This window comes from Alloalcanivorax sp. C16-2, assembly GCF_046507615.1.
In the GTDB taxonomy this organism is placed as follows: Bacteria; Pseudomonadota; Gammaproteobacteria; order Pseudomonadales; family Alcanivoracaceae; genus Alloalcanivorax; species Alloalcanivorax marinus_A.
This window is the reverse complement of sequence record NZ_JBKFTL010000003.1, coordinates 35,375-60,989: the sequence shown is the minus strand read 5'-3', so window position 1 is coordinate 60,989 and position 25,615 is coordinate 35,375. Positions and strand designations below refer to the sequence as shown.

At 66.5% G+C, this 25,615-nt stretch carries 23 protein-coding genes; all 23 read right to left on the bottom strand.

Translation table 11 applies throughout. From position 1 onward, the window contains the following. Positions 1-52: 52 nt before the first annotated feature. The 23 genes from truD to pyrH all read right to left on the bottom strand — a co-directional run bounded on the left by truD (position 53) and on the right by pyrH (position 25,569). Positions 53-1,123 (bottom strand): tRNA pseudouridine(13) synthase TruD, encoded by a 1,071-nt coding sequence (gene truD / locus ACLD02_RS13930; RefSeq protein ID WP_410298972.1) that lies wholly within the window; start codon positions 1,121-1,123, stop codon positions 53-55. After that, positions 1,120-1,617 (bottom strand): 2-C-methyl-D-erythritol 2,4-cyclodiphosphate synthase, encoded by a 498-nt coding sequence (gene ispF / locus ACLD02_RS13925; RefSeq protein WP_238400763.1) that lies wholly within the window; start codon positions 1,615-1,617, stop codon positions 1,120-1,122. The genes truD and ispF overlap by 4 nt, the downstream gene beginning before the upstream one ends. Continuing rightward, positions 1,605-2,312 carry a 2-C-methyl-D-erythritol 4-phosphate cytidylyltransferase gene (ispD, locus tag ACLD02_RS13920; RefSeq protein ID WP_338015156.1) on the bottom strand — a complete coding sequence of 236 codons (708 nt, stop codon included), beginning with the start codon at positions 2,310-2,312 and terminating at the stop codon, positions 1,605-1,607. Before ispD ends, ispF begins: the two co-directional genes overlap by 13 nt. After that, positions 2,305-2,607 carry an FtsB family cell division protein gene (locus ACLD02_RS13915; RefSeq protein ID WP_203100192.1) on the bottom strand — a complete coding sequence of 101 codons (303 nt, stop codon included), beginning with the start codon at positions 2,605-2,607 and terminating at the stop codon, positions 2,305-2,307. The genes ispD and ACLD02_RS13915 overlap by 8 nt, the downstream gene beginning before the upstream one ends. Before the next feature lie 39 nt (positions 2,608-2,646). Continuing rightward, positions 2,647-3,936 carry a phosphopyruvate hydratase gene (gene eno, locus ACLD02_RS13910; protein WP_203100194.1) on the bottom strand — a complete coding sequence of 430 codons (1,290 nt, stop codon included), beginning with the start codon at positions 3,934-3,936 and terminating at the stop codon, positions 2,647-2,649. Between the two features lie 24 nt (positions 3,937-3,960). After that, the gene (gene kdsA / locus ACLD02_RS13905; RefSeq protein ID WP_410298971.1) at positions 3,961-4,809 is read right to left on the bottom strand and encodes a 3-deoxy-8-phosphooctulonate synthase; all 849 of its coding nucleotides are present in this window, start codon (positions 4,807-4,809) and stop codon (positions 3,961-3,963) included. 11 nt (positions 4,810-4,820) lie between these two features. Then, positions 4,821-6,458 carry a CTP synthase gene (locus ACLD02_RS13900; RefSeq protein WP_410298970.1) on the bottom strand — a complete coding sequence of 546 codons (1,638 nt, stop codon included), beginning with the start codon at positions 6,456-6,458 and terminating at the stop codon, positions 4,821-4,823. Positions 6,459-6,847: 389 nt separating this feature from the next. Further along, positions 6,848-8,182, bottom strand: coding sequence for a tRNA lysidine(34) synthetase TilS (gene tilS / locus ACLD02_RS13895; protein WP_410298969.1), 1,335 nt, complete (start codon positions 8,180-8,182; stop codon positions 6,848-6,850). 13 nt (positions 8,183-8,195) lie between these two features. Continuing rightward, positions 8,196-9,167, bottom strand: coding sequence for an acetyl-CoA carboxylase carboxyltransferase subunit alpha (locus ACLD02_RS13890; protein WP_203100200.1), 972 nt, complete (start codon positions 9,165-9,167; stop codon positions 8,196-8,198). A gap of 289 nt (positions 9,168-9,456) precedes the next feature. After that, complete coding sequence (gene dnaE, locus ACLD02_RS13885) at positions 9,457-13,008, bottom strand: DNA polymerase III subunit alpha (protein ID WP_203100202.1); 3,552 nt, start codon at positions 13,006-13,008, stop codon at positions 9,457-9,459. Continuing rightward, positions 13,001-13,669 (bottom strand): ribonuclease HII, encoded by a 669-nt coding sequence (rnhB, locus tag ACLD02_RS13880; protein WP_410298968.1) that lies wholly within the window; start codon positions 13,667-13,669, stop codon positions 13,001-13,003. The genes dnaE and rnhB overlap by 8 nt, the downstream gene beginning before the upstream one ends. Further along, positions 13,662-14,822: a lipid-A-disaccharide synthase gene (gene lpxB, locus ACLD02_RS13875; protein WP_410298967.1), complete on the bottom strand. Its 1,161-nt coding sequence runs from the start codon at positions 14,820-14,822 to the stop codon at positions 13,662-13,664. Before lpxB ends, rnhB begins: the two co-directional genes overlap by 8 nt. Before the next feature lie 11 nt (positions 14,823-14,833). Continuing rightward, positions 14,834-15,604, bottom strand: a complete 771-nt coding sequence (gene lpxA, locus ACLD02_RS13870; RefSeq protein ID WP_203100208.1) for an acyl-ACP--UDP-N-acetylglucosamine O-acyltransferase — start codon at positions 15,602-15,604, stop codon at positions 14,834-14,836. A 96-nt stretch (positions 15,605-15,700) separates the two neighbouring features. Beyond that, a complete protein-coding gene (gene fabZ / locus ACLD02_RS13865) occupies positions 15,701-16,138 on the bottom strand; it encodes a 3-hydroxyacyl-ACP dehydratase FabZ (protein WP_203100210.1) in 438 nt (145 codons plus the stop codon). Positions 16,139-16,176: 38 nt separating this feature from the next. Continuing rightward, positions 16,177-17,193: a UDP-3-O-(3-hydroxymyristoyl)glucosamine N-acyltransferase gene (gene lpxD, locus ACLD02_RS13860; protein WP_203100212.1), complete on the bottom strand. Its 1,017-nt coding sequence runs from the start codon at positions 17,191-17,193 to the stop codon at positions 16,177-16,179. 4 nt (positions 17,194-17,197) lie between these two features. Further along, positions 17,198-17,692 (bottom strand): OmpH family outer membrane protein, encoded by a 495-nt coding sequence (locus tag ACLD02_RS13855; RefSeq protein WP_203100214.1) that lies wholly within the window; start codon positions 17,690-17,692, stop codon positions 17,198-17,200. Positions 17,693-17,701: 9 nt separating this feature from the next. Next, on the bottom strand, positions 17,702-20,077 hold the full coding sequence (gene bamA, locus ACLD02_RS13850) for an outer membrane protein assembly factor BamA (RefSeq protein WP_203100216.1): 2,376 nt from the start codon (positions 20,075-20,077) through the stop codon (positions 17,702-17,704). Next, the gene (gene rseP, locus ACLD02_RS13845) at positions 20,074-21,387 is read right to left on the bottom strand and encodes an RIP metalloprotease RseP (protein WP_410298966.1); all 1,314 of its coding nucleotides are present in this window, start codon (positions 21,385-21,387) and stop codon (positions 20,074-20,076) included. The genes bamA and rseP overlap by 4 nt, the downstream gene beginning before the upstream one ends. Next, positions 21,381-22,571 (bottom strand): 1-deoxy-D-xylulose-5-phosphate reductoisomerase, encoded by a 1,191-nt coding sequence (gene ispC, locus ACLD02_RS13840; RefSeq protein ID WP_238400766.1) that lies wholly within the window; start codon positions 22,569-22,571, stop codon positions 21,381-21,383. Before ispC ends, rseP begins: the two co-directional genes overlap by 7 nt. Next, positions 22,568-23,392, bottom strand: coding sequence for a phosphatidate cytidylyltransferase (locus ACLD02_RS13835; protein WP_203100220.1), 825 nt, complete (start codon positions 23,390-23,392; stop codon positions 22,568-22,570). Before ACLD02_RS13835 ends, ispC begins: the two co-directional genes overlap by 4 nt. Then, positions 23,386-24,174, bottom strand: coding sequence for a polyprenyl diphosphate synthase (gene uppS, locus ACLD02_RS13830; RefSeq protein ID WP_410298965.1), 789 nt, complete (start codon positions 24,172-24,174; stop codon positions 23,386-23,388). The genes ACLD02_RS13835 and uppS overlap by 7 nt, the downstream gene beginning before the upstream one ends. Positions 24,175-24,265: 91 nt before the next feature. Continuing rightward, positions 24,266-24,823, bottom strand: coding sequence for a ribosome recycling factor (gene frr / locus ACLD02_RS13825; RefSeq protein ID WP_203100224.1), 558 nt, complete (start codon positions 24,821-24,823; stop codon positions 24,266-24,268). Continuing rightward, positions 24,820-25,569: a UMP kinase gene (gene pyrH, locus ACLD02_RS13820; RefSeq protein WP_203100226.1), complete on the bottom strand. Its 750-nt coding sequence runs from the start codon at positions 25,567-25,569 to the stop codon at positions 24,820-24,822. Before pyrH ends, frr begins: the two co-directional genes overlap by 4 nt. Between the last annotated feature and the right edge of the window lie 46 nt (positions 25,570-25,615).

Sequence of the window (25,615 nt, the reverse complement as noted above, 5' to 3'; positions counted from 1 at the left end):
CCCCATCCCCGTTTCATTTTCGTGCGCCCGACTCGCATCGGGCATCGCGGCTTCAACCGCGATTCGCCGAAGGCACCCGGGTGGTCAACAACTCCGCCAGCACGGCGGTGGCGAACGCCCCGGTGGGCAGCCGGAAGGTCAGTTCCAGCGTATCGCCGACGCACTGCCATTGCAGCGCGCTCACCGGCAGCCGGGTGGCGCGCCGCTCGGCGTCCAGGCCCAGGTCCGCGAGCGCCTCCACCAGGGCGACGTGGTCGGCCAGCACCGTGTCTTCCAGTTGCCGGCAAGCGCCCGATGATGCCATGCCCATGCGCCCCGGCAAAGGGGCCGTGGGGTGTACGGTACCGGCGGCCACCCGGGCGGCGGCGTCGTGATCGTCGTCGGCGCTGAACAGCCCCCGGCTGCCATCGGGCTGCAGCAGGTCGCCGTCCAGCAGCCGGTGCCAAACATCGCGCCGCACCCGCTCGGCGAGCACCGCGTTGAACAGGCCCGAGCGCACCCCGGACAACCAGAAATTGCGCAGCGGTCGCTTGCGCGGCGCCTCGCCACCCAGCAACCAGGCGCGCCCCCGGGTCCAGTTGGCGCCGTCACGGCCGAAGCGCTGTTCACCAAAATAGTTGGGCACGCCCTCGGCGGCGATGCGCTCCAGCCGTGCCGCCAGGGCGTCCTGGTCCGCCGCCAGCTCACGCAGACGCAGGCGGAAGGTGTTGCCCCGGTGGGTGCCACGATTGAGCTTACGCCGGTGGCGCGCGGCGCGCAGCGACCGCAGCCCCGGCGGCCACTGGAATTCCGGGTCCGGCTTGCCGGGCAGATGCAGGCTGAACCACTGGCGGGTCACCGCGCGGCGGTCCTTGAGACCGCTGTAACCCACCGACAGCCGGTGCAGGCCGGCGTTCCTGGCCAGCCACAGGGCCACGTCCTCGGTGTTCCAATCGGTCTTCTCGATCTCCAGCCAGAGGTGCTCACCCTCCCCCTCCGGCTCCACCACCATGATCTCGTCGACCTGGAAATCCGCCGGTTCGGCGCGCAGCACCGCTTCGCCCACCGGCTCGCCATGGGCCCGAGGGGTGGCCGGGGGGCGCGCCAGGGCGTCGCTGTGGGGGTCGCCCAACGCCTCACTCACGGGCGCTGTTCCAGCAACGCGGAGGCCTGCACGGCGATGCCCTCGCCCCGGCCGGTGAAGCCCAGCCGCTCGGTGGTGGTGGCCTTCACGGAGACCCGATCCAGCTCGCAGTCGAGCAGGCCGGCGATGCGCTCGCGCATGGCGGCGATGTGCGGCGCCAGTTTCGGCGCCTGGCAGATCACCGTCAGGTCCACGTTGCCGACCCGCCAACCGGCGCCGTTGATGTCCTCCATCACCCGGGCCAGCAGGAGGCCGGAGTCGGCGCCCTTCCATTGCGGATCGTTGTCCGGGAAATAGTGGCCGATGTCGCCCAGGGCCAGAGCACCAAGCAGGGCGTCGGTGAGCGCGTGCAAGGCCACGTCGCCATCGGAATGGGCCTTGAGCCCGCGCTCATGGGCAATGCGCACACCACCCAGCATCACATGGTCACCGTCCTCGGCGAAGGCGTGCACGTCGAAGCCGTTGCCAATGCGAATGGCGCCTAGGGATACCATGCCAGCCCCTCCTCTTCCTGGGCCCGCAAATAAAACCGGGCCAGGGCCAGGTCCTCGGGCAAGGTGATCTTGATATTGTCGGCATGGCCCTCCACCAGGGCCGGGCGCCGCCCGGCGGCCTCCAGGGCGGAGGCCTCATCGGTGATCGCGTCCAGATCGCCGCCCAGGGCATCGTGCAGGTCGCGGGCGGCGAACAGCTGCGGCGTCAGTGCCCGCCAAATGTGGCGGCGATCCAGGGTGGCGGTGATGTGGTCGTCGCCGTCGCCGCGCTTGATGGTATCGGTGACCCGCCGCGCCAGGATGGCGCCGTCTTGACGACAATGCTCCACCAGATTCTGGATATCCGACAGGCGCACCAGCGGGCGCGCCATGTCGTGGACCAGCACCCAGGCGTCCGGGTCCCGGGCCAGCACCGCCGCCACCCCGGCACGCACCGAGGCCGCCCGGCTGGCGCCACCGGTGACGGTGTCCACCCGGCGGTGGCCGGCCACCGGCAGCTGCGGCCACCAGGGGTCGCCGTTGGCCACCGCCACCACCACCCGGCGCAGCGGCGCGAACGCCAACAGTCGGGTGATGGTGTGCTCGGCCACCGTGCGACCTTCCAGGGTCAGATATTGCTTGGGCAGGCCGGCGCCCATGCGAGCGCCGATCCCGGCGGCGGGCACCACCGCGTAAAGCGGTCCCGGTTTACTCACTGGCTTGCGGTTCCACGATCTGAAAAAAGGTTTCGCCGTCACGGATCATGCCCAGATCCTTGCGGGCAATCTCCTCCACCGCCTCGCTGCCCTCCTTGAGGTCGCGCACGTCGGCGGCCATCAGGCGGTTGCGCTCGGCCAGCTCGGCGTTCTGCTCGCTCAGCGACGCCACCTGGTGCTCCAGGGTGGCCACATGGCGAAGGCTGCCCTCGCCGAACCAGAGCCGCGCCTGCAGCCCCAGCAACAACAGGGCCAGCGCGGCGAGAACCACCTGACGGGCCGGGGACAGCTTCATTCGCCCTCCCCGACCGTCGGCAGACCGGCCTTCAAGGGCTTACAGGAACCGGAATTCTTGGCGGCCGTTGTAAGCGGCACGTCCCAGTTCCTCTTCGATGCGGATCAGACGGTTGTACTTGGCCACCCGGTCGGAGCGGCACAAGGAACCGGTCTTGATCTGGCCGGCGGCGGTGGCCACCGCCAGGTCGGCGATGGTGGTGTCGGCGGTCTCGCCACTGCGGTGGGAGATCACCGCCGTGTAGCCGGCGTCCTTGGCCATCTTGATGGCGTCCAGGGTCTCGGACAGGGAGCCGATCTGGTTGAACTTGATCAGGATCGAGTTGGCCACCTTCTCGTCGATGCCGCGCTTGAGGATCTTGGTGTTGGTCACGAACAGGTCGTCGCCCACCAACTGCACCTTGTCACCGAGCTTCTCGGTGAGGATCTTCCAGCCGTCCCAGTCGGACTCGTCCATGCCATCCTCGATGGAGATGATCGGGTAACGGTCGCACAGCTCGGCCAGATAATCGGCGAAGCCGGCGGAATCCATGCTGCGGTTCTCGCCGGCCAGCACGTACTGGCCATCCTTGTAGAATTCGCTGGAGGCGCAATCCAGGGCCAGGGTGATGTCCTCGCCGGCCTTGTAGCCCGCCTTGTCGATGGCTTCCATGATCGCTTCCAGGGCCGCCTCGTTGCTGGGCAGGTCCGGCGCGAAACCGCCTTCGTCGCCGACGGCGGTGTTCAGGCCACGGGCCTTGAGCACGCCCTTGAGCGCGTGAAACACCTCGGCGCCGTAACGGATCGCCTCGGCCACGGTGGGCGCGCCCACCGGCTGGATCATGAATTCCTGAATGTCCACGTTGTTATCGGCGTGCTCACCGCCGTTGATGATGTTCATCATCGGCACCGGCAGGGAGTACTCGTTGTCGTCGTCCTGCAGGTCGGAGATGTATTCGTAGAGCGGCTTGCCCTGGGCCAGGGCTTCCGCCTTGGCGGCGGCCAGGGACACCGCCAGGATCGCGTTGGCGCCCAGGTTGCCTTTGTTCTCGGTGCCGTCGGCGTCGATCATGGCCTGGTCCAGGCCGCGCTGGTCGGCGGCGTCCACGCCCACCAGCAGTTCACGGATCTGGGAATTGACGTTGCCCACCGCGCGGGTCACGCCCTTGCCCAGGTAACGGCTCTTGTCGCCGTCGCGCAGTTCCAGCGCTTCCCGGGAGCCGGTGGAGGCGCCACTGGGGGCGCAGGCGCTGGCGCTGTGGCCGGACTCCAGGATCACATCGGCTTCGATGGTGGGGTTGCCGCGGGAATCGAGAATCTCGCGGGCCTTGACGTCGACGATTTTGGACATGGGTCGGTCTCTCTAGATACGAACTCAGTGGTTGTCGAAGGCGGGCAACGCCTTGACGGCATTATCCAGGGTTTGCATTTGTTCAAGGAATGGCTGCAGCCGGTCCAGGCGCAGGGCGCAGGGGCCATCGCACTTGGCGTTGTCCGGGTCCGGGTGGGCCTCCAGGAACAGGCCGGCGATACCCTGGCTGATGCCGGCGCGGGCCAGCTCGCCCACCTGCTGGCGGCGGCCACCGGCGGAATCGGACCGGCCGCCGGGCATTTGCAGCGCATGGGTGACATCGAAGAACAGCGGGTAGCGGAACTGCTTCATGATGCCGAAGCCGAGCATGTCCACCACCAGGTTGTTGTAACCGAAGCAGGAACCGCGCTCGCACAGAATCAGTTTGTCGTTCCCGGCTTCCTCGCACTTGTGCAGGATGTGCTTCATTTCCTGGGGCGCGACGAACTGGGGTTTCTTGATGTTGATGATGGCGCCGGTTCTGGCCATCGCCACCACCAGATCGGTCTGCCGCGCCAGGAAGGCGGGCAGCTGGATGATGTCGGCCACCTCCGCCACCGGCGCCGCCTGATAGGGCTCGTGCACGTCGGTGATGATCGGGCAGTCGTAGGTGTCCTTGATCTCCTGGAAGATCTTCAGGCCTTCTTCCAGGCCCGGCCCGCGAAACGAATGCAGCGACGAGCGGTTGGCCTTGTCGAAGCTGGCCTTGAACACCCAGGGGATGTTCAGGGCGGTGGTGGCCTCGGCGTAGGCTTCCGCCACGCGCATGGCCAGGTCCCGGGATTCCAGCACGTTCATGCCGCCAAACAGCGCCATGGGCTGGTCGTTGCCGAAGCTCAGGTCGCCGAGCCGCAGGGTGATGGGGTCCGTCATCGTCGCTGTCCTTACTCTTTGCCAGCGGCCTGGTGGGCCGCCAGGGCCGCTTCCACGTAGCCCTTGAACAGGCCGTGGCCGTCACGGGGCGTGGAGGTGAATTCCGGGTGGAACTGGCAGGCCACGAACCACGGATGGTCGGCCACCTCGATCACTTCCACCAGCTCACCGTCCCCGGAACGACCGGCGATGCGCAGGCCCGCCTCTTCCAGACGCGCCACGAAATTGTTGTTCACCTCGTAGCGGTGACGGTGGCGTTCGATGATATGGGTGTGGCCATAGCAACGCGCCGCCAGGGAGCTTTCGTCAAGCACGCACTCCTGACCGCCCAGGCGCATGGTACCACCCAGGTCCGAAGCTTCCGAGCGGGTCTCCTTGGCGCCATCCTCGCGGGTCCATTCGGTGATCAGCGCCACCACCGGGCTGGCCGTGCCGGGCTTGAGCTCGGTGGAATGGGCGTCGCCGATACCGGCCACGTCGCGGGCGTACTCGATCACCGCCAGCTGCATGCCCAGGCAGATGCCCAGGTACGGCACCTTGTTCTCACGGGCGTAGCGAATGGCGGCGATCTTGCCTTCGGTGCCCCGGTCGCCGAAGCCACCGGGCACCAGAATGGCGTCCACCTTGTTCAGCTCGCCGGTGCCCTCGCGCTCGATGTCCTCGGCGTCGATATAACGGATATTGACCCGGGCCCGGGTGGCGATGCCGGCGTGCATCAGTGCCTCGTTGAGGGACTTGTAGGCGTCCGCCAGATCGATGTACTTGCCAACCATGCCGATGGTGATTTCGTGCTCGGGGTTGAGCTGTGCTTCCACCACCCGGTCCCATTCGGTGAGGTCCGGGGCGGGCAGGTCGAGGCCGAATTTCTCGACGATGATGTCGTCCATGCCCTGCTCGTGGAGCACACGGGGCACCGCGTAGATGGTTTTCGAGTCCGGGCAGGACACCACGGCGCGGGCTTCCACGTTGGTGAACAGCGCGATCTTCTCGCGCGCCCCCTGGGGAATCGGGTGATCGGCCCGACATACCAGCATGTCCGGCTGCAGGCCGATGGAGCGCAGCTCCTTGACCGAGTGCTGGGTAGGCTTGGTCTTGATCTCGCCGGCGGAGGCGATGTACGGCACCAGCGTCAGGTGCACCAGCAGGGAACGGCTGGAACCCAGCTCCACGCGCATCTGGCGCACCGCTTCCAGGAACGGCAGCGATTCGATGTCGCCGGCGGTACCGCCGATCTCCACGATCGCCACGTCGGCGTCGCCGGCGCCTTCCTGGATCTTGAGCTTGATCTCATCGGTGATGTGCGGGATCACCTGCACGGTGGCTCCCAGGTATTCACCGCGCCGCTCCTTGTCCAGCACGTCCTGATAGACGCGACCGGTGGTGAAACTGTTGCGGCGGCTCAGCCGGGTGCGGATGAAACGCTCATAGTGGCCCAGGTCCAGATCAGTCTCGGCGCCATCCTCGGTGACGAACACCTCGCCGTGCTGATAAGGGCTCATGGTGCCCGGGTCCACGTTGATGTAGGGGTCCATCTTGATCAGGGTGACCTTGAGGCCACGGGCTTCCAGCAAGGAAGCGAGGGACGCCGAGGTAATGCCCTTGCCCAGGGACGACACCACCCCACCGGTGACGAAAATAAAACGTGCCATGCACCCACCAGAATATGTCATGGATTGAACGCGCTCACCGCGCGGCCCGAACACACTCGCCATCCAAAAAAAATACCCTTGCCCGCCGAAGGGGGCAAAGGTTCTCTGTTCTGGACACGTTGAAACGGGCTGTCGACGGCTGGAACCCCCGCGATATCAGGGAGTTGCGCGACGTCAGGATGGGAAGAAATGGTAACAGAACGGGGTCGGGCGGGCTACTGGAAAGGTGGGGATTTTACTTGGGGGATGGAGGCCGGATGCTTGACGCCGGACGCCTAACCCGTGGCGGAAGGCATACGGGTGTTTCCTGCCAGTCGCATATCAGCATCACGGAAAACACGCCAACGCTTTCCGAACCGGGTTGAGCGTCCGTCGTCCGGCGTCCGGCGTCAAGCGTCCGGCGCAACAACCGCCTCCAGCCGCCACACCTCCAACCGCCGGTCGCGCCAGGCATCCGCCACCCCCACCCCGGGCACGCAACGCAGGGTGTCACCCTCGTAGACCAGTGGCCACTGGGCGCGGCGCCAGGGCGGCACGCCGGCGGCGCGCCACAATTCCGAGACCCGCTGATGACAGCCGTTACGGAACAGCCGCTCACCGCCGGTAGCGGGTACCAGACGCAGCGGGCCGGCGTCCCGGGGCCTCCAGAGCAGCGGCGTGGAGGCCGGTGCCGGGGGCGCCGGAGCGTCCGCCACCGGCTCCAGCCGCCAAGCGCCAAGGGAGAACGCATCCTGGCCCGGTGGCCAGCCCCATTCCTCCGTCAGCGGCGCCAGGGTAGCGCGGTCCAGCAGGTGCAGCTCGCCGCCGAAACGGCGCAGTTGCCAGCCGCCCCACTCCACCCGGGCGGCGCGGTCCGCCGGTGCCGCCAGCAGCCCCTCGATCTGCGCCAGCAGGGCCTGGCTGGGCGCGCCGGCGCCGGCTTCCCGCAACCACCAGCGCAGCAGATTGCGGCGCCGGGGGCCGCTCAGCGAGGCCACCGTCAGCGCCAGCCGGTCCCCGGTGGCGCCCAGGGCGGCGGCGTCCTCGGCGGCGCGCTCGTCGAGCAACGCGGCGGCCTCGGCCTGGTGATCGGCGGCCCGGGCCAGGGTCGCCAAAACCCCAGGCCAGCGCCGCGACAGGGCCGGTAGCACGGTGCCGCGCAGGTAATTGCGATCCAGGCTCTGGTCCGTGTTACTGGGGTCTTCCAGCCAGGACCAGCCGCCCTGCTCCGCCCGTTCCAGCAACCGCCGCCGCGACAGACCCAGCAGAGGCCGCCATAGCGGCGTGTCGCCCCGGCGCCCGTGCTCACGGATGGCCGCCAGGCCGGCCACGCCGGCCCCCCGTAACAGCCGCAGCAACAGTGTCTCGGCCTGGTCGTCCCGATGGTGGGCGGTGATCAGGGTAGCGCTGCCGGCGCGGGCCGTGAGCGCCCGGTAACGGGCGTCCCGGGCACCGGCTTCCAGGCCGGCGGCCCGGTCCACGGTCACCTTGGTGCTCTCGAAGGCGACCCCCAGATGCCGGGCCACCGTCTGGCAATGGGCGGCCCAGGCGGCACTGTCGGGATGCAGCCCGTGGTCCACGTGCAAGGCGGTGAGGCGGGCGCCGAGGCCGGCGCCGGCGAGAAGATGGAGAAGAACGGTGGAGTCGAGCCCGCCGCTAAATGCCAGCCACAGGGGCCCGGGCGGGGCGCGCCGGGCCAGCTCGGCGCTCAGTTCGTCCATGGAGGAGTGGGTCGGGGGCGCCATGACCGCGCCCCGCTCAGTCGTCGGCGGCGTCGGTGGCCACGTTGCCGTAGCTCATCAGCCGCCGGTAGCGACGCTCCACCAGTTCCTCCACCGGCAGCTCACCGAGACCGGCGAGTTGCTCGACCAGGGCACGACGGATGGCATCGGCGGCCTGCTCATGATCCCGGTGGGCGCCGCCCAGAGGTTCCTTGATCACCTGATCGACGATGCCCAGCTCGTGCAGGCGGCCGGCGCCCACTCCCATGGCCTCGGCGGCCTCCGGGGCCTTGTCGGCGCTGCGCCACAGGATCGACGCGCAACCTTCCGGGGAGATCACCGAGTAGGTGGAATATTCCAGCATCTGCAGATGGTCGCAGACGCCAATGGCCAGGGCCCCACCGGAGCCGCCTTCGCCAATCACGGTGGCGATGATCGGCACCTTGAGACGGGACATGACGCGCAGATTGCGGGCGATGGCCTCGGACTGGCCACGCTCTTCCGCGTCGATACCGGGGAAGGCCCCGGGGGTGTCGATAAAGGTGAGGATCGGCATCTTGAAGCGTTCGGCCATTTCCATCAGGCGCAGCGCCTTGCGGTAGCCCTCCGGCTTGGGCATGCCGAAATTGCGGCGCACCTTTTCCTTCACCTCGCGGCCCTTCTGGTGGCCGATCACCATTACCGGCTGGTCGTCCAGGCGGGTGACGCCACCGACAATGGCCGGATCGTCGGCGAAGGCGCGGTCGCCGTGCAGTTCGTCGAACCCGCCGAACAGCCGCTGCACGTAATCCAGCGTATAGGGCCGCTTCGGATGTCGCGCCAGCTGGGAAATCTGCCAGGCGGTCAGATTGCCGAAGATGTTCTCGGTGAGGGCGATGCTTTTTTCCTGCAGCTTGGCGATCTCCTCGGAGATATTGACCTCACTGCCACTGCCCACCAGCCGGAGTTCCTCGATTTTCGCTTCCAAATCGGCGATGGGTTGTTCAAATTCGAGGAAATTCGGATTCATGTGCTACCCCTTTCTACGGTGCCGGTAAGTGTAGCCGCAAGGCCCGGACAGCGTCGAGAGACCGGCTTCCCTCTTAGGTTGCAAGTTGTTACCGGCGGCGCGGCACGCTGGCACGCTGGCACGCTGGCACGCTGGCACGCTAGACCCGGCGCGGAGATCGTTGGTGTGTTTTCTGCGGGGCCGGGGGCCGGTGCTAACAGGAAACACGTCACACCAACCCGGTTAAGGGTTGAGCGTGCAAGCGTGTTGCGTGCAAGCGTGCTGCGTGCCAGCGAGGTTGCGCCCTCAGTCAATACTCCAACGTCACCGACTTGTCGCCGTAGCGCCCGCGCAGATCATCCACCAGGGACTCGTGCGGAATCACCCGCCAGTCGTCGCCGAGGAACAGCGCCGCGTCCGCTTCCTGGTGGCTCAGATCCAGCAGCACCGTCAGGCCACCGCCCTGCCCATTGGCGCGGTACGGCGCCAGGGTACGGCCAAGCACCTCCGGCAGGTTGTCCTCCACCGGCACCTTGACGCGTAGCCGGCGGCCGAAGGTTTCCCGGGCCTGACTCATGTCCATGACCTCGTCGGCCACCAGGTTGAAACCACCGGTGTAGTCATCCATGCGCACACCGCCACGCACCACCAGCAGGGCGTCCTTCTGCACCCGCTCGCCGTATTGGGCGAAGGTCTTGCCGAACACCGACACCTCCAGGCGACCGGTTTTATCGTCCAGGGTGATGAACGCCATGCGCTCGCCGCTGCGCTTGCTGCGCGTGATACGCAGCGCCACCACCAGGCCGGCGACGGTGGCGGCCTCGCCCTTGCCGGTGGGCTGCAGGGCGTTCAGGCGGCTGGTGACGAACTGTCGCACCTCGGTTTCGAACTGGTCGATGGGGTGGCCGGTGAGGAACAGCCCCAGGGTATCCCGTTCGCCGTTAAGGCGGATGTCATCGTTCCATTCCCGGGCCGGTTTCCAGGCCACCACGGTGGCCGGCTGGTCGTCACCACCACCGCCGAACAGATCCATCATCCCCGCTTCCTGGTTGCGGGCGTCCTGCTCGGCGGCGGCGATGGCATCCGGCAGCGTGGCCAGCAACACGGCACGGTCGCTGAAGTGGCCGTTGGGCCCGAGCTTGTCCAGAGCGCCGGCGCGCACCAGGGCCTCCAGGGAGCGTTTGTTGATCTTCTTGAGATCGATGCGGCGGCAGAAATCGAACAGATCCTCGAAGGCTTTCTCACTGGCTTCGCCGCCGGCGCTTTCGGCGTCGCCCTGCCCGCGCGCATTGACGATGGCGTCGATGGGGCCCTCGCCGAGGCCCTTGATGGCGCCCAGACCGTAGACGATGTCACCTTCCGGGTTAACGGTGAACCGGTAGCCACAGGAATTCACATCCGGCGGCAACACCCGCAGGCCCATGTTCTTGGCCTCGTCGATGAAGGTCACCACCTTGTCGGTGTTCTGCATATCCGCGGAGATCACCGCGGCCATGAACTCCGCCGGATAATGGGCCTTGAGCCAGGCGGTCTGGTAGGCCACCAACGCGTAGGCGGCGGAGTGGGATTTGTTGAAGCCGTAGCCGGCGAACTTCTCCACCAGGTCGAAGATCTTCATCGCCAGATCCGGATCAATGCCCTTCTCCTCGGCGCCGGACTGGAAGATCTCGCGCTGCTTGGCCATTTCCTCGGGCTTCTTCTTACCCATGGCGCGGCGCAGCATGTCCGCGCCGCCCAGCGTGTAGCCGGCCAGTACCTGGGCGATCTGCATCACCTGTTCCTGGTACAGGATCACCCCGTAGGTGGGCTTGAGGATCGGCTTGAGCCAGTCGTGCTGGTATTGCGGGTCCGGGTAGGACACCGGCTCGCGACCGTGCTTCCGGTTGATGAAGTTGTCCACCATGCCCGATTCCAGCGGCCCGGGACGGTACAACGCCACCAGCGCGATGATGTCCTCGAAGACATCGGGCTTGAGCTTCTTGATCAGCTCCTTCATGCCCTGGCTTTCAAGCTGGAACACGGCGGTGGTGTCGCCTTTCTTGAGCAACTCGAAGCTGGGCTTGTCATCGAGCGGAATACGCTCGATTTCCAGCGGCCCCTCGCCATCCCGGGCGCGGCGCACGTTGGCGGCCTTCACCGCCCAGTCGATGATGGTCAGCGTCTTCAGGCCCAGGAAGTCGAACTTCACCAGGCCGGCGGCTTCCACGTCGTCCTTGTCGTACTGGGTGACCAGGTTGTCGCCTTCCTCGTCGCAGTGCAGCGGCGCGAAGTCGGTGAGCTTGCCCGGGGCGATCACCACGCCGCCGGCGTGCTTGCCCACGTTGCGGGTCAGGCCTTCCAGCTTGAAGGCCATTTCCATGATCTCGTTGACCGCTTCCTTGTCCGGGTTGCCGTCGTCCTCCAGGAATTCGCGCAGGTTGTCTTCCTGCTCCAGAGCCTTGGCCAGGGTCATGCCCGGGGTGCCGGGGATCATCTTGGAGAGGCGGTCGGCCATGCCGTAGGGCTTGCCCTGCACCCGCGCCACGTCGCGCACCACCGCCTTGGCGGCCATGGTGCCGAAGGTGATGATCTGACTCACCGCGTCGCGGCCGTACTTGTCGGCCACGTAATTGATCACCCGGTCGCGCTTCTCCATGCAGAAGTCCACGTCGAAGTCGGGCATGGAGACCCGTTCCGGGTTCAGGAACCGTTCGAACAGCAGGTCGTATTCAATCGGGTCCAGGTCGGTAATACCCAGCGCGTAGGCCACCAGGGAGCCGGCGCCGGAGCCCCGGCCCGGGCCCACCGGTACCTGGTTGTCCTTGGCCCACTGAATGAAGTCCGCCACGATCAGGAAGTAGCCGGGGAAGCCCATCTGGTTGATGATGCCCAGCTCCATTTCCAGCCGCTCGTAATAAACGCCACGCTGGGCCTCATAGTCCTCCGCCGCCGGGTCCAGGATGCGGCCCAGGCGGGTTTCCAGCCCTTCCTCGGAGACCTTTTCCAGGTATTCCTCGATGGTCAGCCCCTCGGGGATCGGGAATTCCGGCAGGAAGTTCTCGCCCAGGCGGATGTCCAGGGTGCAGCGGCGGGCGATCTCGACGCTGTTTTCCAGTGCCTCCGGCAGGTCGGAGAACAGCTCCGCCATTTCCTCGGCGCTTTTCAGATACTGTGCCTCGGAGTACTTGCGGGGCCGGCGCGGGTCGTCCAGAGCGTTGCCGTCGTGAATGCAGACGCGGGCCTCATGGGCCTCGAAATCCTCACGGCGCACGAAGCGCACGTCGTTGGTGGCCACCACCGGCAGCCCCAGGTCGGCGGCCAGGGCGACGCTGGCGTGCAGGCAGTCCTCGTCGCCGGGCCGTTCGGTGCGCTGCACTTCCAGGTAGAAGCGGTCGCCGAACACTTCCTGATATTCCCGGGCACGCTGCGCGGCGGCGTCGGTCTTGCCGGACAGCAGCAGGCGCCCCACGTCGCCAACCCGGGCACCGGACAGCAGAATCAGGCCTTCATTGAGTTCCAGCAGCCATTCCCGGCGGATCATGGCTCTATCGCGGTGCTGGTTATGCTGCCAGGCACGGCTGATCAGCAGGGTGAGGTTGCGGTAGCCGGCCTCGTTCTGCACCAGGCAGCACAGGTAATGGGGCTCGTCCTCCGGGTCGTCGGCCTGCAGCCACAGGTCGGCGCCCATGATCGGCTTGAGGCCGGCGTTCATGGCACCGGAATAGAACTTGATCAGCGCGAACAGGTTGTTTTCGTCGGTGACCGCCACCGCCGGCATGCGCTGGTCGACGCTGGCCTTGATCAACTCCTTGACGCGGGCCACGCCGTCCACCAGGGAATAATCGGTGTGCACGCGCAAATGGACGAAACGGGGTTCAGTCACGGCCGGACTCCTGTGATTCTGGGCCTTGCGATTCATAACATGCCGCCACCGGCGCGAAGGAGCGGCGGTGTTCGGCGAGCGGGCCGTGCTCGCGCAGGGCGGCGAGGTGGGCGGCCGTGGGATAGCCCTTGTGGCGGTCGAAGCCGTACCGTGGATAGCGCCGATGCAGGACCACCATTTCCGCGTCGCGGGCCACCTTGGCGAGAATCGAGGCGGCGGCGATCGCCGGCACCCGACCGTCGCCCTTGACCACCGGTTCGGAGGGGCAGGCGAACGTCGGGCTTCGATTACCGTCCACCAGCACCGCGTCCACGTCAATAGTCAGGGCTTCCACCGCCCGTACCATGGCCAGATGGGTGGCGTGGTAGATGTTCAGGCGATCGATCTCATCCGGTTCGGCCCGGCCCAGGGCCCAGCCCAGGGCGCGCTCACGGATCGCCGTGGCGAGCCGCTCGCGGCGCGCCGGGGTGAGCTTCTTGGAATCCGCCAGGCCATCAATGGGCCGGGCCGGGTCCAGCACCACGGCGGCGGTGACCACGGCGCCCACCAGCGGCCCCCGGCCCACCTCGTCGACGCCGGCCAGGCGCATGCCGGCGCGCCAGGCGAAGGCGCTGGGGTAAAACGGCTCGGCCAGCCGGTACTCGGCGAACGGATCAGTCATTGGCCACATCCCCGGCGATCACGGCGGCCACCGCCTCGGCGGCTTTCTCGCTGGCGCCGCCGCGCAGTTGTTCATGGACCCGGGTGAAGTCGTCCTTGAGGCGGGCGACGCCGTCCGGGTCATCCAACCAGCCGGCCACCGCGTCCGCCAGGGCGGCGCCGCTGAGCGCGTTCTGCACCAGTTCCGGCACCAGGGGCTTGCGGCACAGCAGGTTGGGCAGCGCCACGTATTCGCTTTTCACCAGCCGCGACAGGATCGCATAGCTGATCGCCCCGAGCCGGTAACCCACCACCATGGGCTTCTTGAGCAGCAGCCCCTCCAGGGTGGCGGTGCCGGACGCCATCATCACCACGTCGGCGGCGGCCATCACGGTGCGGCCCTGGCCGTCCACCACCGTCACCGGCAGCTCGGTGCCGCCCAGAGCGGCGTCGATCTGGGCGCGGCGGGCGGCGTTGGCGGCGGGGATTACGAAACGCAGGTCCGGGTAACGCTGGTGTAACCGCGCCATGGCGTCGGTGAAATCAGGCAGCAACTGCCCCACTTCGCCGCCCCGGCTGCCGGGCAACACCGCCAGCACGCGGCCCTCCACCTCCAGGCCCAGCTCCTCGCGGGCGCCGGCGGTGTCCACGCTGAGCCCGATCATGTCGGCCAGCGGGTGGCCGACGAAGGTCACCGGCACGCCATGTTCCTCATAGAAGCGGGCCTCGAACGGAAACAGGGTGAGCATGTGGTCCACGTCGCGGCGGATGCCCTTCACCCGGCCCTGGCGCCAGGCCCATACCGAGGGGCTGACGTAGTGCACGGTCTTGAGACCGGCGGCATGGACCCGCTTGGCCACGCCCAGGGTGAAATCCGGGGAATCGATGGTAATCACCACCGCCGGGCGACGCGCCAGCAGGTCGCCCACCAACCGCCGGCGCAGACGGAACAGCTCCGGCAGATGGCGGATCACCTCGGTGAGCCCCATCACGGAGAGCTTTTCCATGGGAAACAGGCTGTGCTGGCCGGCGGCGGCCATGCGCTCGCCGCCGACACCGATGAAGCGCGCGTCCGGCCAGCGCCGGCGCAGCGCCTCGATCAGGCCGGCGCCGAGCAGATCGCCGGAGGTTTCTCCGGCGATCAGCGCGATCAGGGGGGCGTTGGAGGCATCCATGGCGGATACCGTCAACGGGTGATGCCGCGTTCCGAGGCGCGCAGGGAATCCAGGAACAGGGCCAGCGGCGGGCAGTCGTCCTGCCCGGGCTCCAGCTCGGCAAGCGCCTGCTCCAGGGTCAGGCCACGGCGGAACACGGTTTTGTAGGCACGCCGCAGGGTGGCGATCACGTCCGCGTCCCAGCCGCGCCGGCGCATGCCCTCGAAGTTCATGCTGCGCGCCGCCGCCGGGTTACCGCCCACCATCACGAAGGCGGGGATATCCTTGAGCACCAGGCTGCAACCGGCGGTCATGGCGTAGGAGCCGATACGGCAGAACTGATGGATGCCGGTCATGCCGCCGAGGATCACGCCATCGCCGATCTTCACGTGGCCGGCGATGCCGGTGGTGTTGGCGAAGATGTTGTCGTTGCCGATGCGGCAGTCATGGGCCACGTGCACGGTGGCCATGAGCAAATTGTTGTTGCCCAGGCTGGTGATGCCCTCGTCCTGGACGGTGCCGCGATGCAGGGTGCAGTGCTCGCGGATCACGTTGTTGTCACCGATCTCCAGGCGGGTGGGTTCGCCCCGGTACTTCTTGTCCTGGCATTCCTCGCCCACGGACGCGAACTGAAAGATGCGGTTGTTCTCACCAATGCGGGTCGGGCCCTGGATCACCACGTGCGGGCCGATCACGGTACCCGCGCCAATGGTCACATGGGCTCCGATCACGGAGTACGGCCCGACTTCCACGTCGCTGGCCAGTTCCGCCTTGGGGTCGATGATGGCTGTGGGATGAATCATGGTTGGAGAGGGTCCACCCTGGCGTTGCGAAATGGTATGGGAAGGCGACGAGTATACCCCGGGGCCACCGCTCATCGCGACGACCTCGGGGGCGCTTCACACCCGCTGTTCGGCCACCAGCAGATCGCAGGCCGCCACCAGCTTGCCGTCCACCTCGGCGCGGCAGGAGAATTTGGCGATGTTGCGGCGCAGGGTGAGCCAGTCGGCGTGCAGGGCGAGCCGGTCGCCGGGCACCACCTGACGCTTGAAACGGGCCTTGTCGGTACCCACCAGCAGATAAATGAAACCGTCCGCCGGGCGCTTGTTCTCGGTGACGAAACCGAGGATGCCGGCGGCCTGGGCCAGCGCCTCGATGATCAGCACGCCGGGCATGATCGGTTCCTGGGGAAAGTGCCCGTTGAAGAAGGGCTCGTTGATGGAGACGTTTTTGTACGCCTCGATGCGTTTGCCCGGCTCCACGGAGACCACGCGGTCGACCAGCAAAAAGGGATAGCGGTGAGGCAGGTATTCCCTCACCTCATGGATGTCCATCATGAGCATTATCCAAACAGATGTGAGTCGCGGGCCGGGGGCTAGTCCCCGGCGTCGCGCTCTAGCTTACGCACCCGGCGATGGAGTTCGTCCAGGTGCCGAAAACGGGCCACATTGCGGCGGTAGCGATCCTGCTTGTCCACCGGCAGCGCCGAACCGTAGGTGCCGGGCTCGGTGATCGAGCGGGACACCAGCGACATGCCCAGCACCTGAACCTTGTCGCAGATCTCCAGGTGGCCGGATATACCCACCGCGCCGCCGATCATGCACTGCGAACCGATACGCGCGCTGCCGGCGATGCCCACCTTGCCGGCGATGGCGGTGAAGTCACCGATCACCACGTTGTGGGCCACCTGGATCTGGTTGTCCAGGATCACGCCATTACCGATGACGGTGTCGTCGATGGCGCCCCGGTCGATGGTGGTGCCGGCGCCGATTTCCACATCGGCGCCGATACGCACGCCGCCCACCTGGGCGATCTTGGTCCAGCCACCGGGGCCGGGCGCGAAACCAAAGCCGTCGGCACCCACCACGCAATGGGCGTGTATGATAGTGCGCGGCCCGATCGTCACACCATGGTAAATTGTAACATTTGGCCAGATATGACAGCCATCACCCAGCTCGGTGCGGGCGCCGATCACCGTGTTGGCGCCGATCACCACGCCCTCCCCCAGCACCACGTCCGCCTCGATCACCACATTGGGACCGATACTCGCCGACGCCGGCACCCGGGCCGACGGTGCCACCACCGCCGACGGATGGACGCCGGCGTCCGGCGCCGGCGCGGTGTCGAACACATGGCTGACGCGGGCATAGGCCATGTAGGGGTCGTCCACCACCAGCGCCGCCGTCGGGCAGTGCTCGACCTGATCGGCGCGCAGCAGCACGGCGCCGGCGCCGGTGCTTTCCAGTTGCGCGCGGTAACGCGGGTTGGCCAGGAAGCTGAGCCGGTCGGCGCCGGCGGTGGCCAGGGTCCCCAGCCCGGCCACTTCCCGGTCCGCCGGGCCGTGCAGCTCGGCGTCCAGATATTCGGCGAGGTAGGCCAGTGTCACCGACATTGGCTTACTTCATCGCATTGAGCTGTTTGGTGACCGCCTCGGTGATGTCCATGTCGGATTGCACGTACACCACCGCCTGGGCATTGACCACCAGGTCCAGGTTCTCCCGCTCGGCCACGGTTTCCACCGCCTGCTTGAGCTTGGGCTCCATGACATCAAGGATTTCCTGCTGGCCCTTGCCCATTTTGCGCTGGGCGGATTTACGCAGGTTCTGCAGCTCGATCATTTTCTGCTGACCCTGGGTCTGCAGATCCTGACGCTGGTCCTCGCTCATGGTCATGCCCTCTTTCTCCAGGCGACCACGCAGCTTCTCCACTTCACCGCCGAGGCGGTCGAGGCGGGACTGCTCGTCCTTCAGGGAAGATTCCAGTTTTTCAAAACGGTCCTGGAATTCCTCGGCCTGCTGGAGGGCGCCAATCGGATCGACCACGCCGACGCGCTGCTCGGCGGCGGCCAGAGCGGGCAGGATGAGGAAAACGGCAAGCAGAATTTTTTTCATGTTTAACTCCTAGAAAGTTTGGCCCAGGGAGAACTGGAACACTTCCGTGTCGTCGCCGGATTCATCGTTGATCGGCGTGGCCAGGTTGAAGCTGAGCGGGCCGATGGCGGTCAGCCAGCTCAGCCCGATGCCCACGGAGGTGCGCAGTTCGGTGGCATCGAAATCGTCGCCGATATCGGTGCGCTGGGTCTCGAACACATTGCCCGCGTCGGCGAACAGGAAAGTCCGCACGCTGCGCGAGTCGGCCGCGAACGGCGTCGGGAAGATCAGCTCCAGGCTGGCTTCGGTGAGCAGGTTACCACCAATCGGGTCCGGATCGGGATCGTTGGTGCCCTGCTGCTGATAGTAAAGCGCTTCGGAACGCGGGCCCAGTGAACGCGACTCAAAACCGCGCACCGAACCGATGCCGCCGGCGTAGTAGGCTTCGAAGAACGGCAGCACTTCATCGTCGCCGTAGCCGTCACCGTAACCCACGTTGGCGCGGGTACGCAGCGTCCAGTCGCCAACGATCGGGAAGTACTTCTCCCCTTCCCAGCTCACTTTATAGAACAGGTAATCGGAGCCGGGCACCGCGGTCTCCAGCTCGAAGGTGCTGGCCCAGCCACGATCCGGCAGGATGCCGCGGTTCAGGGTGCTGGTGCGCAGCGAGGCATTGAACTTGAACTCGTTGAACTTCTCGCCTTCCTGCTCGATGAAATCATCGATCGCCACGGCGATGTAGTCGCCGCGCTGCACCTTGGTCTGCTCGACACCACCGCCGAAGTTCAGACGGGTGTATTCGGAAATCGGATAACCGAAGGTCACCGAGCCGCCGGCGCGGTCCGCCGCGTAGGACGAGATGCGGGTCTCGTCGAAGTCGATTTTCGAGTAGAACAGGCTGAAGCCCCGGCTCACCCCGTCCAGAGTGTAGTACGGGTTGTAGTGCGAGAAGCTGTAGGAGTCGCGGATATCACTGCGGCTCAGGGAGAACGACACCCGGTTGCCGCTGCCACGGAAGTTGTTCTGGCTGATGTTGGCGCCGAAGATCACGCCGGAGGCATCGGAATAGCCCACGTTGGCGCCGATGGAACCGGACGGCTGCTCTTCCACGTCATAGTTCACGTCCACCAGATCCTCGGAGCCCGGCACCCGCTCGGTATCCGCCTGCACGGTACTGAAGTAGCCGAGCCGCTGCAGACGTTCCCGGGAAAGATCGATCAGAGAAGTGTTGGCCGGCGCGTCCTCGAACTGACGCAGCTCGCGGCGCAGCACTTCGTCGGAAGTCTTGGCGTTGCCGCTGAAGCCGATGCGGCGCACATAGACGCGGCGACCCGGATCCACGTAGAAGGTCACGTCCACGGTATTGCCGTCGCCGGTCTCCTGCTCCACGCCGCGCACCTCGGCGAAGGTGTAGCCTTCGTTGCCCAGGCGGCGCTTGATCAGGTCACTGGTGTAGGTCACCAGTTGCTGGCTGAACACCTGGCCCTTCTGGATCACCACCAGCGGTTTCAACTCCTTCTCGCTGACCACCAGATCACCGGAAAGCTGCACGTCGTTGACGCGGAACTGCTCGCCCTCGGCCACGTTCACGGTGATCAGCACACGTTCGCGATCCGGAGTCACGGACACCTGGGTGGATTCGATGGAGAAGTTGATGTAGCCCCGGTCCAGGTAATAGGAACGCAACCGTTCCAGGTCACCGGCCAGACGTTGACGGGAATATTTATCGTCGCCCTTGATGAACGACCAGAAGTGGGACGGGCTGAGCTCAAAGTCCTCGAGCAATTCCTCGTCGCTGAACAGGGTATTGCCGACGATATTGATGTCGCTGATGCGCGCCGCCTTGCCCTCGTAGATGTTGATCTTGAGAGCCACCCGGTTGCGCGGCAGCGGCGTCACCTCGGTTTCGATGTCCGCGCCATAACGGCCCTGGGCGATGTACTGGCGCTCCAGCTCGCCGGAGATCGACTCCAGGGTGGAGCGCTGGAACACCTCGCCCTCGGCCAGGCCGGCCTGGGTGAGCCCCTTGCGCAGGTCCTCTTCCTGAATCGACTTGTTCCCGTCCAGCTCGATGCGGGCGATGCTGGGGCGCTCGGCCACCACCACCACCAGATCGTCGCCGTCGCGGCCCAGTTGCACATTCTCGTAGTTGCCGGTGGCGAACAGCCGCTTGACCGCCTCGCGCACGTCATCCTTGTCGATGGTGTCACCGGGCTGGATCGGCAGGGCCGCGTAGACCCGTTCCACCGGCAACCGCTGCAGGCCCTCGACGCGGATGTCATGGACCTTGTACGGCAACAGTCCGGCGGACGTTTGCGCCTGGGCCGGGAAGAAAATGCAGAAAGAAACGATGACGAGCGTGGCGCCAAGCAGGCGACTTAGAGGGTTATTCGCGGCGAAATTCATGAAAACTGTCGCACCAGGTCGTTATAGATGGCCAACAACATGAAACTGACCACCAGCGTCAGCCCCACGCCCTGAGCGGTCATCAGCAACCGCTCCGGCAGGCTGCGCCCGCGTATCATTTCAATGATGCCGAAGAGAATCCAGCCACCGTCCAGCATGGGCACGGGCAGCAAATTGATCACCCCGAGGGTGATGCTCAGATACGCCAGCAGCATAAGGAAGCTGGCGAAACCCACGGCGGCGCTTTCACCGGCCACCTGGGCAATGGTCACCGGGCCGCCGAGACTGTCCAGCGGCAAATGCCCGGTGAATAACTTGACCACGCTGGCCCAGATCACGTTCACCTGTTGGGCGAAACGATCACCGGCGGCACCCACCGCGGCCACGGGATTGTAGGTGTGCTCCACCAGGCCGCCGGGCGCCACGCCCAACTGGCCCACGGTGCGCCCCTGATACTCCACCGGCAACGGATACAACGTCAGTGACACCTGACGACCGTCGCGCAGCACGGTGGCGGGCAGCGCCTCGCCGGCGCTGGCCTGCAGCAGATCACGCCAGGACGTCCAACCGGTGACCGGCTCGTCGGCGGTGGTCAGCACCTGATCGCCGACGCGGATGTCGGAACGGGTGGCGCCGCTGTCCTCGGCGACCCGGCCAATCAGCACCGCCTGGTGCAGGCCCAGGGCGGAGAACGGCGATTGCTCCGGATCGGCGGACCACGGGCCCAGGTTCAGCTCGCGCACCGTGGTGCCGCCGCCGGCCTCGCGGACCCGTACCGGCACCGGTGCTTCCTCGCCCAGGTGCAGCACCAGGGCGCTGATCACGTCCTGCCAGCCTTCCACCTCGCGGCCATCCACCGCCAGCCACTGGTCACCGGCCTGGAAACCGGCCTCGGCCGCCGCCGATTGCGGCGCCGGCGCGCCCACCACCGCCAGGCTGTCGCGCTGGCCCACGGCCATCATCAGCAGCCAGTAGATCAGGAAGGCAAGAATGAAATTGAACACCGGGCCGGCGGCATAGACCACCACCCGCTGCCAGGCCGGCTTGCCGGAGAACTCCTCGTCCTCGCGGGCGTCCGGCGGCAGTTCATCGTCACGGCGATCCAGCGGCTTGACGAAGCCGCCCAGGGGAATGGCGCTGATTACCCAGTCGGTGCCTTTTTTGTCGGTAAAACGCGCCAGGCGCGGGCCGAACCCCACGGAGAAGGTGAGCACGCGCACACCGAAAGCGCGCATGGCCAGAAAGTGGCCCCACTCATGAAATGCCACGATGACCACGATGGTGACCACAAAGGCCAGCAGCGTCAGCATGCCTTCTCCTCGATCAGGCGCCGGGCCAGGCCGCGCGCCTCGCTATCCACATTCATCACCGCGTCCACGTCGGCGCAGGCCGGCGCCGGCAGTCGCGACAGGGTCTCCGCCACCACCGCTCCGATGCCGTTGAAGCTCAGGCGGCGGTCGAGAAAGGCGGCCACCGCCTCCTCGTTGGCGGCATTGAGCACCGCGGTGGCGGCGCCGCCGGTTTCCATGGCCTGACGGGCCAGCCCCAGGCAGGGAAAGGCCGCGTCGTCCGGGGCCTGGAAATCCAGGCCCGCCAGGGCCGCGAAATCCAGCCCCGGCGCGCCGGATTCAATACGATCCGGCCAGGACAAGGCGCAAGCGATCGGCGTGCGCATGTCCGGCGTGCCCATCTGCGCCAGCACCGAACCATCCAGGTACTCGACCATGGAGTGCACCACGCTTTGCGGGTGAATCACCACCTCGATGCGCGCCGGCGGCACGTCGAACAGCCAGCACGCCTCGATGAACTCCAGCCCTTTGTTCATCAGGGTGGCGGAGTCCACGGAAATCTTCGGGCCCATGTCCCAGTTGGGATGGCGTACCGCCTGCTCCGGCGTCACCGACGCCAGCCGCGCCCGGTCCCAGCCCAGAAAAGGGCCGCCGGAAGCGGTCAGCAGCAGGCGCCGAACGCCGGGGCCCACGCCGTCGGCGGGCAGGCACTGGAAGATGGCGTTGTGCTCCGAATCCACCGGCAACAGCGTGGCGCCGTGGTGTTTCACGGCGTCCATGAACAGAGCGCCGGTGACCACCAGGGTCTCCTTGTTGGCGAGCAGGATCTTCTTGCCCGCCTCCACCGCCGCCAGAGTCGGCCGCACGCCGGCGGCGCCGACGATGGCCGCCACCACGGTATCCGCCTCGTCCAGGGCCGCCACGCGGGCCACGCCCTCGTGGCCACCCAGGACCTCGGTGTCAGACCCGGCCTCCCGGAGATGGTTCCGGAGCGCCTCGGCGCCGGCCTCGTCGGCCAGGGCGGCGTAGCGCGGGTGCCAGGCCAGGCAGTGTTCGGCCAGTTCCCGCCAGCGATGGCCGGCGGTCAGGCCGACCACTCGGTAGCGCTCCGGGTGGCGCGCCAGCACGTCCAGGGTCTGGCGACCGATGCTGCCGGTGGCGCCGAGAATGGTAACCGCTTCAACGGGCTCAGTCTTCCCGATCAAGGATGACCTCCCGGGAGCGCGAACCAGTTGAGGCCGGCCAGCGCCACCGGCAGCGCCGCGGTGACGCTGTCGATACGGTCCAGCATGCCGCCGTGGCCGGGCAGCACCGTGCCGCTGTCCTTGATGCCACGCTCGCGCTTGACCATGCTCTCGAACAAATCACCCAGCACCGAGGCCAGGACCGTCATCAGGGCCACCACCATGAGCGCCGGCAGCGAGGCATTCAGCCAGCCGGTGTAGAACACCGCCGCCACCACCGCCAGGGCCAGCACCACGCCACCGACCAGGCCTTCCACGGTCTTGCCGGGGCTCACCAGGGGCGCCAGCTTGTGGCGGCCCAGGGCACGTCCGGCGAAGTAGGCGCCGGTATCCGCCGCCCACACCCAGACCAGAATGAACAACAATGCCCAGGGGCCGGCCAGCCCCAGGGCACCGTGGTCCTGCAGCTCCACCACCGCCATCCAGGACGGCACCAGCAGCAGCCAGCCCACCGGCGCCATCAGCGCCGGCCGGAACCAGTAGCGGGCATTGCGCGGATAGCCCAGCACCGCCACCAGAGCGAGCAGCCACCACAGCGGCAGCACGGTAAGCACCCAGGCCGGGCGCAGGGTCTCGGCGGCCACCATCAGCACCGCCAGCAGCACGCACCAGAGCAGGCGCAGCGCCAGGGACCAGCGGCCGATCATCGCCGACCATTCCCAGCCACCGACCAGGAAGAAGGCCCCCGCCACCAGCGCGAAGGGCGTCCGCCCCAGCCCGAAAACCGCCCCCAGAACCACGGGCAGCAGGACCAGGGCGGTGATCACCCGGAGTTTCAGCATTGTTGTTCTCCGTCGGGCTCGTTCACCTGATCGCCGGAGCGACCGAAACGGCGCTGGCGGCCCGCATAGTCTTCCAGGGCGGCATCCAGGGCGTCGCCGTCGAAATCCGGCCACAGCGCCGGCGTGAAGTACAACTCCGCGTAGGCCGCCTGCCAAAGCAGAAAATTGCTTAAACGCCGCTCGCCACCGGTGCGGATCAACAGATCAAGCGGCGGCAAGCCGGCGGTGGAAACACGGGCGTCGAGGGCGGCGGCGTTGATGTCCGCCGGGTCCAGGCGGCCATCGCGGGCATCGCGGGCCAGGGAGGCGGCGGCCTGGGCCAGATCCCACTGGCCACCATAATTGACCGCCACCACCAGGGTCATGCGGTCATTGCCGGCGGTGCGCGCCTCGGCCTCGGCCATGCCCAGGCGCAACGGCTCCACGAAAGCGTCGCGGTCACCGATGAAACGCAGCCGCACGCCGTTGCCGTGCAGTTCGTCGACGCGCTCGCCGAGCGCGTTCACGAACAGCCCCATGAGGTGGTTGACCTCGTCCTCGGGACGGCGCCAGTTCTCGGAGCTGAAGGCGAACAGGGTGACCACTTCGATGCCATGGCGGGCCGCCCGGCGGATCACTTTCTGCACGGTGCGCTCGCCGGCGCGGTGGCCGTCCGCGCCGGGCAGGCCGCGATGCCGCGCCCAGCGGTTGTTGCCATCCATGATGATCGCCAGGTGCCGGGGCACGGCGCCCCGGTGACTGTCGATATCCGGCGCGGAAGAGTCGGGTGTCTTATCGTCCATAAAAAAAGATCGGGCTGCCGCAAGCGGCATCCCGATATCACCGTTCAGTGTATTCGGACAACGGCCGGAGCGGGCGCTGCGCCCTGCCCGCTTATACCGTCATCAACTCCTCTTCCTTCACTTTCAGCATCTTGTCCACTTCAGCCACCATCTTGTCGGTAAGCTGCTGGATCTGTTCCTCGCCGTGCCGGGCCTCATCCTCGGAGATTTCCTTCTCCTTGAGCAGGTCCTTGAGGTCACCGTTGGCGTCACGGCGGATATTGCGAATCGCCACTTTGGCGTTCTCGCCCTCACCGCGCACGTGCTTCACCAGGCCCTTGCGGGTTTCCTCGGTGAGCGGCGGCAGCGGCAAGCGGATCACGGTGCCGGCGGTGGAGGGATTGAGCCCCAGATCGGAGGTCATGATCGCCTTTTCCACATCCGGAACCAGGGATTTGTCGAACGGCGACACGATCAGGGTGCGACCCTCTTCCACGGAGATATTGGCCACCTGATTGAGCGGCGTATCGGACCCGTAGTAACTCACGTGAATTCCGTCCAGCAGGCTCGGATGGGCCCGCCCGGTACGGGTTTTCTTGAGCGCCGAATCCAGCGCCTCAAGGCTTTTCTTCATGCGTGACTGGGCGTCTTTCCGGATGTCCTCGATCACCTTTGTTCCTCGCTGGCTGCTTCCACCAGGGTGCCCTCGTTACCGCCGAGCATCAGGCTCAGCAGCGCACCCTGCTTGTTCATGTTGAACACACGCAACGGCATGTCGTGGTCACGGCACAGACAGATCGCGGTCAGGTCCATGACGCCGAGCTTGCGGTCGATGACCTCGTCGTAGGTCAACCGATCGTATTTCTCGGCCTGCGGATTGGTCACCGGATCGTCATTGTAGACGCCGTCCACCTTGGTGGCCTTAAGAACCACGTCGGCGCTGATTTCGATGCCGCGCAGGCAGGCCGCGGAATCCGTGGTGAAGAACGGATTGCCGGTGCCGGCGCAGAAAATCACCACCTCGCCGTTCTTGAGATGGCGGTTGGCGTTGCGGTGGTCATAATGCTCCACGATACCGCTCATGGGAATGGCCGACATGAGACGGGTGCGGATATTGGAGCGTTCCAGGGCATCGCGCATGGCCAGCCCGTTCATTACCGTGGCCAGCATGCCCATGTGGTCACCGGCCACGCGGTCCAGGCCGGCGGTCTGCAAAGCGGCGCCACGGAACAGGTTGCCGCCGCCGATCACCAGCCCGACTTGCACGCCGATACCCACCAGCTGGCCAATTTCCAATGACAGGGTGTCCAGCACCCGGGGGTCGATGCCGAACCCCTCCTCGCCCGCCAACGCCTCACCGCTCAACTTCAGCAGAATGCGGTTGTAGCGCGGCGAGCGCTCCTTGTTCTTGGCCATCTCTTGATCTCCGCCACTCATGAATACCCGCCGTTTTTCCGACCGC

Excerpts from the sequence above, each read along its gene's own strand:
- ispF (WP_238400763.1), bottom strand. The coding sequence starts at position 1,617 with ATGGTATCCCTAGGCGCCATTCGCATTGGCAACGGCTTCGACGTGCAC.
- ACLD02_RS13915 (WP_203100192.1), bottom strand. The coding sequence starts at position 2,607 with ATGAAGCTGTCCCCGGCCCGTCAGGTGGTTCTCGCCGCGCTGGCCCTG.
- eno (WP_203100194.1), bottom strand. The coding sequence starts at position 3,936 with ATGTCCAAAATCGTCGACGTCAAGGCCCGCGAGATTCTCGATTCCCGC.
- kdsA (WP_410298971.1), bottom strand. The coding sequence starts at position 4,809 with ATGACGGACCCCATCACCCTGCGGCTCGGCGACCTGAGCTTCGGCAAC.
- ACLD02_RS13900 (WP_410298970.1), bottom strand. The coding sequence starts at position 6,458 with ATGGCACGTTTTATTTTCGTCACCGGTGGGGTGGTGTCGTCCCTGGGC.
- tilS (WP_410298969.1), bottom strand. The coding sequence starts at position 8,182 with ATGGCGCCCCCGACCCACTCCTCCATGGACGAACTGAGCGCCGAGCTG.
- ACLD02_RS13890 (WP_203100200.1), bottom strand. The coding sequence starts at position 9,167 with ATGAATCCGAATTTCCTCGAATTTGAACAACCCATCGCCGATTTGGAA.
- rnhB (WP_410298968.1), bottom strand. The coding sequence starts at position 13,669 with ATGACTGATCCGTTCGCCGAGTACCGGCTGGCCGAGCCGTTTTACCCC.
- lpxB (WP_410298967.1), bottom strand. The coding sequence starts at position 14,822 with ATGGATGCCTCCAACGCCCCCCTGATCGCGCTGATCGCCGGAGAAACC.
- lpxA (WP_203100208.1), bottom strand. The coding sequence starts at position 15,604 with ATGATTCATCCCACAGCCATCATCGACCCCAAGGCGGAACTGGCCAGC.
- fabZ (WP_203100210.1), bottom strand. The coding sequence starts at position 16,138 with ATGATGGACATCCATGAGGTGAGGGAATACCTGCCTCACCGCTATCCC.
- lpxD (WP_203100212.1), bottom strand. The coding sequence starts at position 17,193 with ATGTCGGTGACACTGGCCTACCTCGCCGAATATCTGGACGCCGAGCTG.
- ACLD02_RS13855 (WP_203100214.1), bottom strand. The coding sequence starts at position 17,692 with ATGAAAAAAATTCTGCTTGCCGTTTTCCTCATCCTGCCCGCTCTGGCC.
- bamA (WP_203100216.1), bottom strand. The coding sequence starts at position 20,077 with ATGAATTTCGCCGCGAATAACCCTCTAAGTCGCCTGCTTGGCGCCACG.
- rseP (WP_410298966.1), bottom strand. The coding sequence starts at position 21,387 with ATGCTGACGCTGCTGGCCTTTGTGGTCACCATCGTGGTCATCGTGGCA.
- ACLD02_RS13835 (WP_203100220.1), bottom strand. The coding sequence starts at position 23,392 with ATGCTGAAACTCCGGGTGATCACCGCCCTGGTCCTGCTGCCCGTGGTT.
- uppS (WP_410298965.1), bottom strand. The coding sequence starts at position 24,174 with ATGGACGATAAGACACCCGACTCTTCCGCGCCGGATATCGACAGTCAC.
- pyrH (WP_203100226.1), bottom strand. The coding sequence starts at position 25,569 with ATGGCCAAGAACAAGGAGCGCTCGCCGCGCTACAACCGCATTCTGCTG.